This window comes from Streptococcus oralis Uo5 (genome assembly GCF_000253155.1).
Classification (GTDB): Bacteria; Bacillota; Bacilli; order Lactobacillales; family Streptococcaceae; genus Streptococcus; species Streptococcus oralis_L.
In genome coordinates, this window is the sequence record NC_015291.1 from 1,214,139 (window position 1) to 1,228,885 (window position 14,747).

General features: G+C 34.5%; 21 protein-coding genes and 4 pseudogenes. All 25 read right to left on the bottom strand.

The genetic code is table 11. The features are described 5' to 3' along the window. Positions 1 to 70: 70 nt before the first annotated feature. The 25 genes and pseudogenes from SOR_RS06070 to SOR_RS06185 all read right to left on the bottom strand — a co-directional run bounded on the left by SOR_RS06070 (position 71) and on the right by SOR_RS06185 (position 14,737). A pseudogene (locus SOR_RS06070) lies at positions 71 to 547 on the bottom strand (Imm6 family immunity protein). 32 nt (positions 548 to 579) lie between these two features. Further along, positions 580 to 1,074 carry an Imm6 family immunity protein gene (locus SOR_RS06075; protein ID WP_000999422.1) on the bottom strand — a complete coding sequence of 165 codons (495 nt, stop codon included), beginning with the start codon at positions 1,072 to 1,074 and terminating at the stop codon, positions 580 to 582. A gap of 55 nt (positions 1,075 to 1,129) precedes the next feature. Beyond that, positions 1,130 to 1,456 carry a hypothetical protein gene (locus SOR_RS06080; protein ID WP_000879597.1) on the bottom strand — a complete coding sequence of 109 codons (327 nt, stop codon included), beginning with the start codon at positions 1,454 to 1,456 and terminating at the stop codon, positions 1,130 to 1,132. 100 nt (positions 1,457 to 1,556) lie between these two features. Continuing rightward, positions 1,557 to 2,435, bottom strand: a complete 879-nt coding sequence (ifs, locus tag SOR_RS06085) for an NAD glycohydrolase toxin immunity factor (protein ID WP_000649384.1) — start codon at positions 2,433 to 2,435, stop codon at positions 1,557 to 1,559. Positions 2,436 to 2,643: 208 nt separating this feature from the next. After that, positions 2,644 to 3,519, bottom strand: coding sequence for a DUF4299 family protein (locus SOR_RS06090; RefSeq protein WP_000843671.1), 876 nt, complete (start codon positions 3,517 to 3,519; stop codon positions 2,644 to 2,646). Next, the gene (locus tag SOR_RS06095; protein WP_001224336.1) at positions 3,516 to 3,983 is read right to left on the bottom strand and encodes a hypothetical protein; all 468 of its coding nucleotides are present in this window, start codon (positions 3,981 to 3,983) and stop codon (positions 3,516 to 3,518) included. Before SOR_RS06095 ends, SOR_RS06090 begins: the two co-directional genes overlap by 4 nt. An 801-nt stretch (positions 3,984 to 4,784) precedes the next feature. Then, positions 4,785 to 5,669 (bottom strand): annotated as a pseudogene (gene ifs, locus SOR_RS06100) (NAD glycohydrolase toxin immunity factor); the annotation flags it as partial. A gap of 252 nt (positions 5,670 to 5,921) precedes the next feature. Further along, the gene (locus SOR_RS06105; protein WP_000448092.1) at positions 5,922 to 6,581 is read right to left on the bottom strand and encodes a DUF6572 domain-containing protein; all 660 of its coding nucleotides are present in this window, start codon (positions 6,579 to 6,581) and stop codon (positions 5,922 to 5,924) included. A 127-nt stretch (positions 6,582 to 6,708) separates the two neighbouring features. Beyond that, positions 6,709 to 7,059: a hypothetical protein gene (locus tag SOR_RS06110; RefSeq protein ID WP_000249645.1), complete on the bottom strand. Its 351-nt coding sequence runs from the start codon at positions 7,057 to 7,059 to the stop codon at positions 6,709 to 6,711. A 19-nt stretch (positions 7,060 to 7,078) separates the two neighbouring features. Continuing rightward, on the bottom strand, positions 7,079 to 7,429 hold the full coding sequence (locus SOR_RS06115; RefSeq protein ID WP_000422386.1) for a hypothetical protein: 351 nt from the start codon (positions 7,427 to 7,429) through the stop codon (positions 7,079 to 7,081). Between the two features lie 46 nt (positions 7,430 to 7,475). Then, complete coding sequence (locus tag SOR_RS06120; RefSeq protein ID WP_001289188.1) at positions 7,476 to 7,877, bottom strand: hypothetical protein; 402 nt, start codon at positions 7,875 to 7,877, stop codon at positions 7,476 to 7,478. A 41-nt stretch (positions 7,878 to 7,918) separates the two neighbouring features. Then, positions 7,919 to 8,254 (bottom strand): hypothetical protein, encoded by a 336-nt coding sequence (locus SOR_RS06125; RefSeq protein WP_000895374.1) that lies wholly within the window; start codon positions 8,252 to 8,254, stop codon positions 7,919 to 7,921. 89 nt (positions 8,255 to 8,343) lie between these two features. Then, a complete protein-coding gene (locus SOR_RS06130) occupies positions 8,344 to 8,817 on the bottom strand; it encodes an SMI1/KNR4 family protein (RefSeq protein ID WP_000193663.1) in 474 nt (157 codons plus the stop codon). Positions 8,818 to 8,826: 9 nt separating this feature from the next. Beyond that, positions 8,827 to 9,270: a hypothetical protein gene (locus tag SOR_RS06135; protein ID WP_000230884.1), complete on the bottom strand. Its 444-nt coding sequence runs from the start codon at positions 9,268 to 9,270 to the stop codon at positions 8,827 to 8,829. Further along, positions 9,260 to 9,724 (bottom strand): hypothetical protein, encoded by a 465-nt coding sequence (locus SOR_RS06140; RefSeq protein ID WP_000575662.1) that lies wholly within the window; start codon positions 9,722 to 9,724, stop codon positions 9,260 to 9,262. The genes SOR_RS06135 and SOR_RS06140 overlap by 11 nt, the downstream gene beginning before the upstream one ends. An 86-nt stretch (positions 9,725 to 9,810) precedes the next feature. After that, positions 9,811 to 10,197: an immunity 22 family protein gene (locus SOR_RS06145; protein WP_000447127.1), complete on the bottom strand. Its 387-nt coding sequence runs from the start codon at positions 10,195 to 10,197 to the stop codon at positions 9,811 to 9,813. 262 nt (positions 10,198 to 10,459) lie between these two features. Continuing rightward, positions 10,460 to 10,915: a DUF4274 domain-containing protein gene (locus SOR_RS06150; protein WP_000340156.1), complete on the bottom strand. Its 456-nt coding sequence runs from the start codon at positions 10,913 to 10,915 to the stop codon at positions 10,460 to 10,462. A 51-nt stretch (positions 10,916 to 10,966) separates the two neighbouring features. Further along, positions 10,967 to 11,458 (bottom strand): annotated as a pseudogene (locus SOR_RS06155) (PoNe immunity protein domain-containing protein); the annotation flags it as partial. 32 nt (positions 11,459 to 11,490) lie between these two features. Continuing rightward, positions 11,491 to 11,970: an Imm6 family immunity protein gene (locus SOR_RS06160; protein WP_013670245.1), complete on the bottom strand. Its 480-nt coding sequence runs from the start codon at positions 11,968 to 11,970 to the stop codon at positions 11,491 to 11,493. A gap of 27 nt (positions 11,971 to 11,997) precedes the next feature. After that, positions 11,998 to 12,453, bottom strand: a complete 456-nt coding sequence (locus SOR_RS06165; RefSeq protein ID WP_000244584.1) for an SMI1/KNR4 family protein — start codon at positions 12,451 to 12,453, stop codon at positions 11,998 to 12,000. 140 nt (positions 12,454 to 12,593) lie between these two features. After that, positions 12,594 to 12,674, bottom strand: a pseudogene (locus SOR_RS10480) (PoNe immunity protein domain-containing protein); the annotation flags it as partial. Positions 12,675 to 12,725: 51 nt separating this feature from the next. Continuing rightward, positions 12,726 to 13,205 carry a DUF6985 domain-containing protein gene (locus tag SOR_RS06170; RefSeq protein WP_000405081.1) on the bottom strand — a complete coding sequence of 160 codons (480 nt, stop codon included), beginning with the start codon at positions 13,203 to 13,205 and terminating at the stop codon, positions 12,726 to 12,728. 23 nt (positions 13,206 to 13,228) lie between these two features. Next, positions 13,229 to 13,729: an SMI1/KNR4 family protein gene (locus SOR_RS06175; RefSeq protein ID WP_001004931.1), complete on the bottom strand. Its 501-nt coding sequence runs from the start codon at positions 13,727 to 13,729 to the stop codon at positions 13,229 to 13,231. A 51-nt stretch (positions 13,730 to 13,780) separates the two neighbouring features. Further along, positions 13,781 to 14,260, bottom strand: a complete 480-nt coding sequence (locus SOR_RS06180) for a hypothetical protein (RefSeq protein ID WP_013670246.1) — start codon at positions 14,258 to 14,260, stop codon at positions 13,781 to 13,783. A 93-nt stretch (positions 14,261 to 14,353) separates the two neighbouring features. Then, entirely contained in the window at positions 14,354 to 14,737 is a 384-nt protein-coding gene (locus SOR_RS06185) for a hypothetical protein (protein WP_000805348.1), read from the bottom strand. Between the last annotated feature and the right edge of the window lie 10 nt (positions 14,738 to 14,747).

A 14,747-nucleotide genomic window follows, 5' to 3' on the forward strand; every position in this document is an offset into this window, starting at 1 on the left:
CAAAAGGTAGAGATGACACTCTAACTTCTGGGGTGTTCTTTTTGATTTTTCGCCAAATCTTCCAATCAATTCATCTAAGTAAGCCCATCTTATCTAGTGCTTTTAGGGCATACTCTTTTGATGGATATGGATTTCTATTGATGAAAATTTTTACTGTTTCGACGTGATGATAAAGATCCATGCTAATATCTTTTAAATTATCAATAAAGACATCAAGTAGTTCCGGTTCAATGTTTTCCAAGGGAGAAGGAAGCTCTTTCTTGTTTTCAAACTCAAAAGCTTCTTTAGCAGTCACACCTATTGCATAGCTAATGTTGTCCCACAAGAGACCATTCGCTTCATTTTCATCTAACTACATGTAGATAAATATTCCACTGAAGTCTGTCCCATCATCTAAAAGGCGATAAAGTTCCTCTCCCCTTTTATCTCTATTCTCCAAAAAACTCCAACATGCATCCAAGGCAGTTCGAATTTGAGAATTGTATCGTGTTTTCATACGGTTTACAATTGCTTCAGCAAAAATCAACATAAAATAACTCGTAAGCATATCCTCTCCTGATCTATACTTGAACGAATAGCCTATTCATTCTCATCTGATAAAAATAGTGAACCAAAATAGTTTTTAACGAGCTCATCCTTTAAATATCCTTCTATTTCTGGACCAGTTATTTGTGAAATAAGCTCCCTATTTTCAGCTAGGATTTGTTTGTAACTTGAAGAAAGAGCCTCAAGTATGTCCTCGTCGGCACTTTCAATCGTTTGTGGCAGGTAAACCTCCTCAGAAGCAATATATGAGTAGTGACAAACTAGGACAAAGAAATTAGCGATACAGTTCCACACTAGTGGATTGGTTTTCTTATCCAACACCTGAAATGTCAAGATATCCAGCTCGTCCATATTTTCCAGTCGATTGTATAAAATATCTGGACAAAAATCACTCTCTTTATCAAGCTCCTGTTTGGAAAGTTTTAAGGCATCAAGGACAAACTCCTGATATTCTTTCTCACTGATAAGATCTACAAGACCGTATATCAACTCCTGTAAGAAGCGCAATAAATCTCTATTATCATTCATCGATTTTCCTTTTATTACTAAAAACTCACTTGGGATCCACTGAAAAACATGGCACTCACTCTTCCTCCTCAAACATCAGGGCATCCAGTTCTTCTCTTTCAGCCGCAATCTCTTCAAAGGTGGAAATAAGATTATTTACTGTTTCTAAGGTGATAATACCAGTCGAATCCTTAATGGTAACAATAGTTCCAATGGCAGTTAACTGACCGATTAATTCTCTAACCTTTTTTAATTCATCCAGATCTAGAATATCCACTTCCATGAACGTATCGTGATTGTTTATTCTGGTTTGAATCAGAGAAAAAGGCAAGGATGAATAATTTCTTAACAACTTATAGGTCCCTGACTTATCACCTATAAAATCAATACAAATAGCTAGCATGGTTTCGACTCCTATATTCTCTGGGTGCTTCTAAATGACATTATATCATACTGGAGAGCTATTCCATAAGAAATTAAAAAGAGCGTTCCCGCTCCCTTTATTACTCTGGCAATTCTATCTTCAAGCTCATATCAGTCGGTTGTAACACCTTCTGAACAGCTGCGAGAAAGGCTAGGCCATTATCAGATGGAGAATACTGGAATGTGATATGAATGACTTTTTTGTCAAAACTATCGCCATATCGAGCCACATACTGCTTGCTTTCGAGGAAGTAGATGTAGTTGTTAAGTTTTTCTTGAAGCTTCAAGAGATGCTCCTCTTCTAATGACTCTATCCATTTATTCTCATCAATCAACAACAACTCTAGATGGTCATCAGAAACACCCATTGCATCGATGCTTGTAACGTCTAGTTCAATTGGCCATACTTCTGCAACTGATTTAATTTTTCTTCTATTCTTATTCTCCTCTTTCTTTTGCTCATTAACAATATATTCTACTTTGTCTTTATCACAGTTTTTGAAAAGCACCATAGAATCAATTAAATTACAAATATTACGGTAATAATCAACCTTTTTCTCATTAGGAAGATTATAAATACTTTCAAGAACTATAGGTACTATGTTCTCAACATCAACGACAAAAGGTAAAGTATCATATTCCTCCAGTAAATCTTCTTGTTTTTTGATAAATGATACAACTTGATATAAATGTATAATATCCTGACTAGAAGCTAATTCCTTTAAAATATTAAAAGTTCGATCTGGAATATCAAAATCTCCCTCTACATAAATTGGATAAAGGCTGTATTCTATCAAAATATGAGTATCTGTAATATCTTGATAATATGAATCTCGATGACCAATTCTATACTTGGGATCAATACCTAAGAAAGAATCTATTTCTCTGTGATTTTCAATTGCTTTTTTATACCGCATAATATCCCACTCGGTATCTTTTTTTAGTCTATATGCCTTCATTTATTTACTCCATTGGTTTATTCTGCCTATTTCTGGGTATTTACTTGGTCTATTGTTGAATGATGGTATTAAAACTTTGTCTTATTATAGCATAAAATAAATACAGAAAAAATAAAATGGGGAACTTAAGGAAAAAGAAAACCACCTGAAAAAACTATCAGATGGTAAACTGTTCAATCTTGAACAGACTAATAAGTTTCTTAGAACGTTAGTTTTGTGATAACTTCTGCAACGTTTCAGGAGAAATTGGGTCGACCAGAACATACTTGGCATCTAGCATATAGATGCCCTCGGTCAACGACTCTAAGAACTGTCGATAAGGAACCTCGGCTAGTTTTTCCCCATCGGCTGTCATGATAAACAGTCGTGCAACTGCAACCTTACTTCCTCGATACTCTTGTAAATATTGAGGTTCTAGCTCTGGTTGAGCCGGTAAGATTGTTCGTCCTTCACTATTTAGATAATTGATAGGGATAATGATGTCCTCACCATCCTGCTCTACTTTAAAAACTTGCTGCTCAGAGTAATAAGCATTCAGCTGTTGGGTAAAGCGCAAACGCTGGTCATAACTATTTAAGAGTTGCTCGTCCGGCACATGGATAATCTGCCCTAGGTAGAGTTCATTGATGTAAATAGGACGTTTCACTCCCATAATTTCCACGATGGGATGGACTTTTACTTCCTTAGTCAATTCTGAAAGAGCTGATAAGAAAATATCTGTGAAATGAAATTCTAGAATAGAATCTTTATCATACGCCACACCATCATGTTCACATACAGTTACATCTAAGAGAATGAGCAAGGTTTTCAAGAACATCAAGGCCCCAGTCCAGTCAGAAGCTGTCGCCAAATCTGGAACAGATACCTGATAGGCTTGACCATCAAAAGATAGACGGAACCCTAAACTAGACTTCTCTTTGACCCCAAACTGAACAGAATGGAAATCCGAAATAAGAGAGTCTGCAGATGGCTTTAATCCTGCATCCTTAGCAGAAACGCTGTAACATTCAAAGAGTTCTGCTTGAAGCACCTCACCAATTCTTAGTGATTGGTTGCTTTTTATTGTAAAAATAACTGATTTCATATTTTTCTCCTTCGGTCTACTGGTAAATTCTTTCTACGACGTAGAATCGTTACTTCGCTGACAGGGATTTTTCCTGATGCATACGTAATATGACCGTACTTATCATCCATCAATGACGCACCATCTGCTATATTGTTTTCATTTAAAAATTCTTTATCAGAAACCAATATTCGCACATAAGAATCGGGTGCTGTAAAATCATCATCCCCATACTTGTGACCTGCGATTTCAAATTCATGATCTTTATACAAGACACTATCACAAACCAAATACCTTTGACTAACCTCACTATAAGGCACAAGCTTCCCGTATAGACCTTCTTCTTCACCATCTACATAGGAACTATAGGGGAAATAGCCTTCTTTCAACATTGCCGGATCTTCTGAAAGAAGGATATAGTCATTTATATAATTCACAAAATTCGAGTATACTTTGTTTTGATAAACTAGAAATTCTTTACGCATACTAACCCTCCACGTATTCCATTATATTATATTCACAACAACAAATTTTCCGTACTTACATCACTCATTTCCTGACTCAGTCTTTTCTGAATTTTCTTCTTTCTCCCGTTTCTCATTGAAATCTTTCAATGTTTTATCAATGACCCTCTTTAATTCCTCATCACTCATTCCAGGTATATGGTGAGGGTAATTTTGACTCTCCTTACTTGAATTTTGACTTTGTGTACTTTCTTCAGTTGAAGAGGTCTCGTTCAAATCTGATGTTGTCGATCTAGACTCTGGTTCAGAGGATGAACTACTTTTTGACTTAGGAGTATAGTTATTGTCAAATCTAGGCATATTTTTAATTTCCTCAGCAGTAGGAATTTTCGTATTTACTTTAACCGGTCTGTAGAGCATCGCAAAAGATAAGAATAAGGCCAAAATAGTTCCAATAGCTGCTAAAGTTCTTTTACTGGATTCTGATGAGGGAACCTTGACTTCACTTGTGCTAAGGTTCTTCCATTCAGGATGTTCCTCTTCTATCGCTTTTTTCTCTTGCCAAACTGGGACCAGTAGAAAATGATTAAAAGGAATAACCGTCCCCATAACTGTTGCTATAAATGGGATATGTCTAGAAAAACTTAGAATGATAAACAAATATAGTATAAAAGAAAGGAATAAAAGAAAAACTACTAATACTAGTCGAACTTTATATTCTTTCTTAATCTGGAGATATCGCTCTTGAGATACCTTTTCTTGTTCTTGTTTGGGTTGACTTACATCTGCTAATGAGCTCTTCTTCTCTGGTAAAGTTTCATCATCTGGCAATTCTACCTTCAAGCTCATATCTGTATTTTGCAATGTCTTCTGAACAGCTGCGAGGAATGCTAGACCGTTGTCTGATGGAGAATACTGGAATGTGATATGGATAACTTTTTTGTCAAAACTATCGCCATATCGTGCCACATACTGCTTGCTTTCGAGGAAGTAGATATAGTTATTGAGTTTTTCTTGAAGTTTCAAGAGATGTTCCTCTTCTAATGACTCTATCCATTTGTTTTCATCAATCAACAACAACTCCAGATGGTCATCAGAAACACCCATCGCATCGATACTTGTAACATCCAGTACAATTTTCTCAACTGTTTTAATGGTTTCTACTACCTTAGGGGGATTGTAGTATTTTTCCTTGAATTCCTTGAGAATCTTCTCTACCTTTTCTTCATCACACTGTCTGTATAATGGACTACGGTCTAATACATTACAGAGTCTTTCATAGGTATAAGTACGTTTCTGCTCATCTGATAATTTTGAAATGCTATCTATAATATTTCTTTCTAACTCATCTGTTTCAATAACAAAGGGAAGATTAGAATATTCAGTTAAAAACCAGTTTTGAATAGAAATATAATCAGTCACCTTATCTAATTTGACTAGGTCAACTGATAAGCTAAAATATTTCAAGATATTAAAGGTTCTGCGCGCTATATCCCTATCACCTTCCACATACAACGGATATAAGCAATATTCCATTAATACGCTAATGTCTGTACTGTCAAGTTCATAAGAATCTCGTTGTCGAAAACGATACCAAGCTTCCGTACCTAGAAAAGCCTGATCTTCTTTTCCTTCCCTCATCACTTCTCTATAATGTGTGACAAAATGTTGATAATCTTTAGGCTCTGGTATTTCAAATTTCTTCATTTATTTACTCCATTGGTTAATTCTAAAAATCACTTTAATTTCATCAATTTAATTAGTGCCTAGTTTATAGACACGTGGTTTTTTGATTTCATAATAGCCTTGACGTTCAATCGCAGATAGAAGGCTCATCGTAAGAATGCCCCGTTGTGTCAATCGTTGGCATGAGTAGTTCGCTATTTAGAAATGCTAAATAATCATTTTAAAAATCTAGTCCCATTATACCACAAAAAGAGAGCGTTTCCGCTCCCTTTCTTACTCTGGCAATTCTACCTTCAAGCTCATATCTGTGGGTTGCAACACTTTCTGAACCGCTGCGAGAAAGGCCAATCCGTTATCAGATGGGGAATGCTGGAATGTGATATGGATAACTTTTTTGTCAAAACTATCACCATATCGTGCCACATACTGCTTGCTTTCGATGAAGTGAATGTAATTGTTAATTTTTTCTTGCAGAATTTCCAGATGGACTGCTTCTATCTCTTCCTGCCAGCCGACTGGATCCGCCAGAAGAAGCTCTAAATGACTATCAACTGTACCAATAGCGTCAAGTTCGCTAGGTTTCAGTTTCGAAACGATAGCTTGGGTGGAAATTTGAGTAAATTCTTCAGGAGAAAATATTTTTTGGTTATAAGATAAATCATTGAAAATTAAGTCAGGGTTATTTTGTATAAAAATTTTATTCGACTCTTCTTGTGTATATTGTTTTTTAGATTTCCAAAAACCATAATCTGCATAATTCATCAACTCTTTGCCAGTATGTTCTCCAGACATATAACTATCTGCAGCTTCTTTGGGGATTTCTCTAACCACTTCTGGGCAGGTAATATTAAAAGTTGGATAACGCAAGAAATACTTGTCACCATCTTGACAGATTTCCAACATATCTTTTTGACTTACATAAATTGTTTCCATTCTTATATCCTTTGCCATCTACCAAATGTCCACTGATTTATTCTTTCTCAAAACTCATTCATCTTCTCTTTTGTACTAACCAAACTTTAGCTAGTTATCAATCAGCTGGAAGCTAAACATTACTCACTTACAACCAGCCCTTAGCTTTTAAGAACTCATCGGGAATACGTAATTCAATCTCTGCCATGATTTCTTTTAAGTAGTTATCCCAATCCTTTGTTCCCATATAGCTACGCATTTTGCTTTCAAGCGACGCTCCAAATTCATCATTCAAAACAATAGAGAATCCGCATAAATCATTATCGTAATTAAATTGAACCCAATAGTAATCATAGGCTCTAAATATGAGACGTAATATATAATGATTTGGGACATCAACCAACTCACAAATGGTTACATCAGAGGCCCTATCTCTAAAGAAACGCTGAATCCGTTCAATTACTTCTTGTTTTATAGCTTCCATACTTTCTTGAACCATACCAATACCTCCTTCTTTTTTATCGCCAACCCTTGGCTTTAAGATATTTCTCTGGGATATGAGACTCGATTTTTGTCATGATTTTTTTTAAATAACTATCCCAATCGCTTATTTCACTGTAACGACTATTTCCCTTAGACAGCAGTAAACCCTCATCACCATTGAAAAAAACATAAATCTCGAAGAAATCATTCTCGTACTGAAATTTTACCCCAGCAAAATTATAGACGCGGAACTTCAGTTTGAAAGTATGATGATTTGGTTCGTCAATAACATCATAAATGCTAGAAGAATCCATCTTATTCCCGAAATAAGTTCGAATCATTCGGCTCGTTTCAACAGCAAACTTCTCGGTTTCATTTAATTCCATAATATTATTCTCCTCAAAGAAATCATTTTCTTTAAAATCTATTTGGTCAATTCTTTAATAAAACTTCCGCTCTTTCAGAATCTAGAAAGTCTTTCAATATATTCAAAGTCCGTTCAACTGATTCTTCATCACGGCCATACACTCTTTTTATGCTTTTGTCATCAATTATCTGTGACAACAATGTGACTGAAAATCTCTGTTCATCAGCTTGAGTGAACCATATGTTAAACAAGCCACCCTCTCCAGCTTCCAATTGCCTATTTTTACTTGTTGATGAAATCCCCATCGTCATATGATAACCCTTATACACGAATGGAAAATTAAAATTTTCATCTTCTCCTTCATGAATGGCAATCGTATCAAGGTCAATCGAAAAAATTTTCTCTAAAGCTTGTTTGACATTCTGATAACCTAAACTATCTCTTGTAGGTAAGTAACCTTCGCTCATTTGCGAGACCTCCGCATATTTTCGAAATTCTCAAACTTCTATTACTTTGATAGAGTCATATCAACTATTTTCCCCGTTTTTATATCGACTTTTAATCTTCTGCCATAAAAATCAGTCGCATAAAGCCAGCCATCGCTCAAAGTCATCTGTTCAAAGGGATAAATATTATTACTGTATCCACTATTATCTATCGTCCAAACTATATTTCCACTACCATCAACTCTTAAAATGTTATTTTTTTCAATATCATTATCAAAAGGAACCTCCAATAAAACAATACATCCATCAACTAGTTCAATTATATTTCGGATTTCAAATGTAAAAGATTTTATAATTTCACCATTTTCTATTAGCTGGTGTTTTTTATATTCTAGCATTGTATCAACCTTTCATCTGAGAATACCTACGTTAATCAGTCTTTTAATCGTTTCTTCGTATTCTTGCTAAATCAATATCTAGCCTGCTGCTAATCCTGTAACATAGCTAAAAACTCTGTAAAGTTATTAGCTACAAACTCTATAGCAGGCTCCAGTTCGTAGGATTCCTCGTGGTACCAGATACAAATGCTTGGATTTTCGGGATTCTCTATATAATTTAGACAAAGAAAGTCGCCACCAAACAGTGCTGCTATGGGGACCAACTCAAACCCCAAAATATCTTCATGGACAAACAAACGTTCATCCAGTTGGGACATTACAACATCAATGTCATACATGCCAAGTGGATTGTCTTTTGTATTTTCTAATACACACAAGAATCTCTCGATCAAAAAGGACCTATTTGCTAAAGAAAATAAATTTTTAGAAGGACGAAAACCATTTTTTCTCATTATAAAATTCTTATAATCGTCAGGTAGTCGAACTTTCCACGCTACTTCTCTTTCATTTAATAGCGCATCAGTTGGCAAGGGGGAGATAATCGATTGATCTTGTTGTGTCATATTCTTCTCCTACAGTTCCTCGTCTTTTACTTCCTCAAACCATTTTTCAAACTCGAGACGTGGAAGCAATTCCTCATCCTTGTCATAGCGCCCCTCATAGCTATAGCGACTGTCAAGGCTGTTTTTCTTGGCATCATAAATCAACCACATTTCAGTTGGGTGTTCACGGTTATATTCTTGGCAAATATCAAGCATTTTTTGTATATCTTCAGCTCCATATCTCAATAGAGCGAATGCCATATTATCAGAATTATCTACTTTTTTTGCCACAACTTCATTAACTTTATCCATTTCAATTACAATACCATTAATCTTATAAAAAACTTTATATGATTGCAATGCTTCCTCCGAAATGCAATAAATATATACTTTTTCTGCCTGATTTTGAACATATTCCATTGCTAACGAAATCATGCTAACCTGAACTTCCATAAATTTATCTTCAAATACCATAATTCCCCTCTATCTCTTCTTTTACTTCATTGTACCATTGTTCAAAAATATCATCTGCTGTTAATGTATCTGAGTTGGAATAAAATAAATCATAGAAATACTTACCATTTACACTCTTTTTTACATTATCATAAATCAATTTTATTTGTGAAGGCATCGGACGATTATACTTTTGACAAATTTTATGAATATCTTGTAAATCTTTATTGCCTAATTTTAAAACTGAAAAAATCAGATTATCTATTTCAGATTCACTCATACCTTTTTTTGAAAGTTCATGCAACATTACAATATTATTTTTATCATCTTTATAGAAAACATCAAAGGAATACATTGATTCAAAAGAACAATAGATATACACAGTATCAACCTTTTTCTCTACCCTATCCACATATTCTAATGCCAATTGAATCATGTCTGTTTGTTTAGCTGAAAATTCGTCTTCAAATATCATTTTTTCACCTCTAAAGTATCTTCCTAAGGAGCTCCTATCAATTAAGTATACGGTATGATTGGTTCTATTATTTTGCAATAATGAGACTAAGTCTCCTTATATCTAACAGTTCCGATAAATCTTGTATTTCCCGTTGCTATTTCATTGTCACTATAATCATAATTGTAAAGCAAAATGATGGTGTTGCTGGGAGGAATAATCGTATTGATTCCCTCCTCTTTTAAATTTTGAAGAATAGTCTGTTCATAGGACGCACCTTTCAACATCCGTTCGAGATTTGAGTGTTCTACATCATCGACCTCACATTCTATAAAATCGTCATCAATATCATCCAAGTCAATACCATTCTCTATTAAGAACTGAGATGGAACTGCTTCTCCATCCTCATCATAGTTTATCTGCAAATAATGGTCTAATTGAGATTTATCAGCAAAATTTCCAATCCAAATGGACACTGTATTTTCTGTTTCCATTCATTTCTCCTTTCGATTAATCAACCTATATTTCAAATCCATGATTAGTTTTCTTGGACTAGAAGGTCATATGGAAAGTACTCTAGGCCTTTCAAGCGCTCGTCGTAGATGTTTAACTTTGGTTTTTATACTAGTCTTAACAGCGGTGAGCCCTGCAATCTTTCCTGTATTGGCCAAGTCATGTAGGTATTTACCTGCTGGGGGCAAGTCAATAAATTTTCACATCCATTTAAAGCGAGCTATCGTATCATTATTCTTATTTTTAAAGACGAATATGTAAATCTTTTCCTAATACTCCGTCTAAAATAAACGAATCGAGATTGGGATTCAACTTATTTAATTTGAACTTTTGAATTTTTGTTATTTCAGGCTGAAAAGAGATACTTCCTTTATGATATTGTTTTCTCAAAATTTTATCATAAACTTCCTTTATAAAATCTTCCCAGGATTTCGATAAGCGATTTACAAAAACAGCCTCTCCTTCAAGTAAATATTGTATACCGTCTGCTCGATGAAAAGCTAATAAGGCAACAGGGAGAGTGCAACTAGGATGATTAATAATTGCCTCTGGTACTTCAAAACCATTATCCCAATTATAATTATCAAGCAAGACAAAGAGTTCATCTTCACTATCAATAGACTTAACTAGTTTTACAGCTTCAGCATTGCTTTCAGAATATAAAATATATGATAGCTTATTTAATTTTGTTGCATCCATTTTTAATACCTCAATCTAATTTATTATAAAAACGTTCCCATAGTTCCTGAGTTGCACCTTGGCTACACTCTCATAAGCATCCTCAATCATATTTTGATACTCTAGAATCGAATGGAAAGGGACTATCTTATCATGGAATAGATAAACCATGTAGTATTCAATCAAGCCATCTGTGTGATCCATCTGCTCATAAATAGCCTTTAAATCATCCAGAAACTCTTCCTTGCGCTCACTGTAAAGAACTCCCAAGGAAAAGATGTTAACTGCCAAGTCAAATGGAACTCCCTCTGATGCAATGAGTTTCAAATTAGAAAGAACGCCTTGATAATAGGGGAAAATCTCCTCTTTCGAAGACCCTGAAGACCCTATAGAATAGGAAAGTTTCACCAGTTCTTCATTATCCAAAACCAAATCTTGGTAATGGAGCAACAAATACTTCTCCGCAATTTCATCCGTCATCTCGATATCTTCTCTTAAACGGTTTTGTAAACGATTCAAACGTTTTTCAAAATACGCAAGATCTTTATGTTTGTCTCTTATCATGCGGTAACTCCTGACTTTGCTCAACATCACTGCTAATCTAATATCTCTGATAGTTTCTCTATTATCTTTTCTTTGTTCTTTTCCTTATCAACTGATAAGTAGTTTTTAAAGTTATCTAGGGACTGGATTTGATTTCCAATAATAGTTCGCAACTGCTCATTGAAAAATTCTTCTTGTTCAGCATCGATCTCTTCCAACAAGGCAGGTTTATAGTCTTTCTCCTCACACTCATAAGCTAACGAGGCTATGGAAGCACCTGCTTCAATAACACAATTCCACCTTGCTTCAAATTTTGGATCATCTTCTTGCATATAAACAAAAGCTCCTCCAAATTCAGTTCCATCATCGAGAAGGGAATAGATGTAATCTGCAGACACTTCATGATTCTCTACCCATTTCCAGCATACTTCGAGAAGCTCTTCAATCTTGTTATAAAACTGACTTTCCTGCATTAATTTGGATAACCATGTAGCTATTCCTAATTCAAATAGTGCTTTATTATATTTATTCATGATTACGCATTTCTTTCAACTGTGCTCTTAGTTCTGTATCAACTCTATGAATTCTGAAAATGTTTTAGCTAAAAAATAGGCATTGTTCTCATCGCTTGAGGCTTCTAATTGATAGGTATCGTCGTAATAATATAAACCTTCGTTAGCATCACCACTTTGCCAAAATAGTAGAAATCCATGCTGCAAAGTGTCACCAATAATAATGGAATGTTCAAAAATATCATTCCGATATTCTTCTGTCCACTGCTCTATATCAGCATTTTTAATTCCAGTATTTATACCAAACATAGTATCAATATTAATAGTTTCATCAATTTGATGAATCTTAATTGAATTTTCAAATGTATAAGATAAATTTCTTCCTCCGTTTTGTGTGACTAAAAATTCTTTATAGTCAACTGGAAGTTTGATATCAAATCGTTTTTCTAAAAGCTCGATATTTTCATCTTCTGCATGCCCAAATGGGTCTAAAGTTAATACCATTTTATTTACCTCCGGTATGTTTCCTCTTTGTTTGAGGACCTGAGCAACACTGTGGATGTCCGTGTTAAGAATAACTGAGTTAATGTAAAGAAAAAGGAGACTACCTGTCTGATAAAAACTGGGTGGAAACCCCAGTTTTCTTAGTTTTCTTGGACTAGGAGGTCATATGGAAAGTACTCCAACTCCTTTAAGCGTTCGTCAAAAATTCCTTTGATTTTGCAGATTTCATCAATAAATATTAAAACTACAAATAATTATAAGAAAACAAATACTTATAGGAGTACATCCTGATAACCAATTTCAGACAATACGCCATTGACAAATTTTATTCCTATGCCATTTTCTTTATCCCAATCACACTCACATAAAAAACCAAACTCTTCAACATTTTCGTCAAAAGTTAAAGGAAACATGATTTTCTTTGGTTGTAACAAAGAATAAATCTTATCTTTGTCACCAATTATATCTAAAAAATATTGTTTTTCTTTATGATTCGTGTAGCTTGAAACAATATCTGATATTTCACGATCGTAATATGATACAATTGCCACATCTACCTCTTTTGCTATTTCATCTATGTGATTTTCAAAAAATATATAGGCTTTTTTCTGATTAATTTCAAATTCAGCATCTTCATCCGCATCAATATTGATTTTCAAAACATGGTGCTTATTGAAAATATCTAGAGAAATATCTTTTGTCCAACCGTAATTAAATTTTATTTTCCCAAAAGTCTGATGATTTATTTCCATTTTTTTTTAAACCGTTCTTTCTATCAATATAGCATCGCTAAAAACTCTGTAAAATTATTAGCTACAAACTCTATAGCAGGCTCCAGGTCGTAGGATTCTTCGTGATACCAGATACATATGCTTGGATTTTCGGGATCCTCTATATAATTTAGACAAACAAAATCACCCCCAAACAATGCTGCTATTGGGATTAGTTGCATTCCGACATAATCTTCATCAAAGACAATGCGACCTTCCAATTGTGTACTCACAACTCCGATATCATAAGCCTCTTCTGCCTTCTCACCTGAAATAGCTAGTATGGCTAAAAAGTGCTCGATTACTTTCTCATTATTCCCAAAATGAAAATACCGTTTTGACGGAATCAATCCATTCTCTTTCTTTATAAATTCCTTATAATCATCAGGCAGTTTAACCCTCCACACTACTTCTCTTTCATACAATAAGGCATCAGTTGGCATAGGGGAGATGATTTCTTTTTCTACATCATGTTTTAACAAATCAAAATTTAAATTCTCATTCATAATATTTGTCCCAACTTACATTTCATCTATATAGGATTAAAACTCACACTATTATTTCTCCATAATGGAAAACTGTTCATTCTTTTGATATTTTTGATTGAATTTTTCCAGCTGATTCATTGGTTTTAATTTAACAAGACCGTTTGGGAAAGTGATACTGTTGTTCAATTCCTCTTGAAAATTCTTAATTCCCTTAGCGATTGCTTGTGCAACTGTCGACGTATGGATTGTAAAGCTAGCTATGTTTTTTTCCTGCATAAAAAGGATTGTATCAAAAAACAAAACTGAAATATATAAATCAACGGCAGAATTCTGTGATAACTCTATAAGACTGCCTTCTAATATATCTTGAATCTTGTCAATATCATTCTGCTTGTAGAAATACTCAGTTAACACTTGGCAAACATCTGTTGGAAAAACATCTGGTACAGAGGTTGGAGGCTCTATGCGATATCTTTTTTCACCTCGCAAAATCCCTGCAACATTGTCTGCTTGGATAGCTTCTAACAAGAGTTTTCTGTAATTTTTCATTTGATAATCTCTCTTATCTCCAATTTCGAAAAGACTTAGTTCGTTCTCTGCAAAATTTACCATTTTGATTTTATTAAGCTTAGTTTTCTCTTCTTAATCGTCACTCGCAAGAATTTCAGTCCCTTCTGGTAATATTTCTTCCAGTTCATCTTTTGTGAACAAGCCTTGCGCTTTAGGATTTCCTCTTAAAGCTTCTGGATATTGCCTCAAGAAATTTCTATTAGCTTCTTTTTGTGTCACGTTCGGTGGCCAAGAATCGTGTTTAATCTTCCAAGATACTTCGAGTAGTGTTCTCTCTCCACTATCTAATAGAGAGAATAATTCTTGGGGTAAATCATAGACTGCTAACCAAGAAGCCACAGTTCCTTCTTCTGAAACTAAATAATATTTATCCTCATTTTTCCAGATGGATTTCCCATATCCTTCAACTTCTTCAAACTGGATAACATCTTCCCATTCTAGGTTTGTTGGTTTCATTTTATACCTT

Bases quoted from the DNA above. Each gene is read 5' to 3' on its own strand.
- SOR_RS06180 (WP_013670246.1), bottom strand. From the start codon at position 14,260: ATGAAAAATTACAGAAAACTCTTGTTAGAAGCTATCCAAGCAGACAAT.
- SOR_RS06160 (WP_013670245.1), bottom strand. From the start codon at position 11,970: ATGAATAAATATAATAAAGCACTATTTGAATTAGGAATAGCTACATGG.
- SOR_RS06095 (WP_001224336.1), bottom strand. From the start codon at position 3,983: ATGCGTAAAGAATTTCTAGTTTATCAAAACAAAGTATACTCGAATTTT.
- SOR_RS06075 (WP_000999422.1), bottom strand. From the start codon at position 1,074: ATGAATGATAATAGAGATTTATTGCGCTTCTTACAGGAGTTGATATAC.
- SOR_RS06150 (WP_000340156.1), bottom strand. From the start codon at position 10,915: ATGGATGCAACAAAATTAAATAAGCTATCATATATTTTATATTCTGAA.
- SOR_RS06145 (WP_000447127.1), bottom strand. From the start codon at position 10,197: ATGGAAACAGAAAATACAGTGTCCATTTGGATTGGAAATTTTGCTGAT.
- SOR_RS06175 (WP_001004931.1), bottom strand. From the start codon at position 13,729: ATGAATGAGAATTTAAATTTTGATTTGTTAAAACATGATGTAGAAAAA.
- SOR_RS06130 (WP_000193663.1), bottom strand. From the start codon at position 8,817: ATGACACAACAAGATCAATCGATTATCTCCCCCTTGCCAACTGATGCG.
- SOR_RS06115 (WP_000422386.1), bottom strand. From the start codon at position 7,429: ATGGAATTAAATGAAACCGAGAAGTTTGCTGTTGAAACGAGCCGAATG.
- SOR_RS06165 (WP_000244584.1), bottom strand. From the start codon at position 12,453: ATGGTATTAACTTTAGACCCATTTGGGCATGCAGAAGATGAAAATATC.
- SOR_RS06080 (WP_000879597.1), bottom strand. From the start codon at position 1,456: ATGCTAGCTATTTGTATTGATTTTATAGGTGATAAGTCAGGGACCTAT.
- SOR_RS06185 (WP_000805348.1), bottom strand. From the start codon at position 14,737: ATGAAACCAACAAACCTAGAATGGGAAGATGTTATCCAGTTTGAAGAA.
- SOR_RS06135 (WP_000230884.1), bottom strand. From the start codon at position 9,270: ATGGTATTTGAAGATAAATTTATGGAAGTTCAGGTTAGCATGATTTCG.
- SOR_RS06140 (WP_000575662.1), bottom strand. From the start codon at position 9,724: ATGATATTTGAAGACGAATTTTCAGCTAAACAAACAGACATGATTCAA.
- SOR_RS06110 (WP_000249645.1), bottom strand. From the start codon at position 7,059: ATGGTTCAAGAAAGTATGGAAGCTATAAAACAAGAAGTAATTGAACGG.
- SOR_RS06170 (WP_000405081.1), bottom strand. From the start codon at position 13,205: ATGGAAATAAATCATCAGACTTTTGGGAAAATAAAATTTAATTACGGT.
- ifs (WP_000649384.1), bottom strand. From the start codon at position 2,435: ATGAAGGCATATAGACTAAAAAAAGATACCGAGTGGGATATTATGCGG.
- SOR_RS06105 (WP_000448092.1), bottom strand. From the start codon at position 6,581: ATGGAAACAATTTATGTAAGTCAAAAAGATATGTTGGAAATCTGTCAA.
- SOR_RS06090 (WP_000843671.1), bottom strand. From the start codon at position 3,519: ATGAAATCAGTTATTTTTACAATAAAAAGCAACCAATCACTAAGAATT.
- SOR_RS06125 (WP_000895374.1), bottom strand. From the start codon at position 8,254: ATGCTAGAATATAAAAAACACCAGCTAATAGAAAATGGTGAAATTATA.
- SOR_RS06120 (WP_001289188.1), bottom strand. From the start codon at position 7,877: ATGAGCGAAGGTTACTTACCTACAAGAGATAGTTTAGGTTATCAGAAT.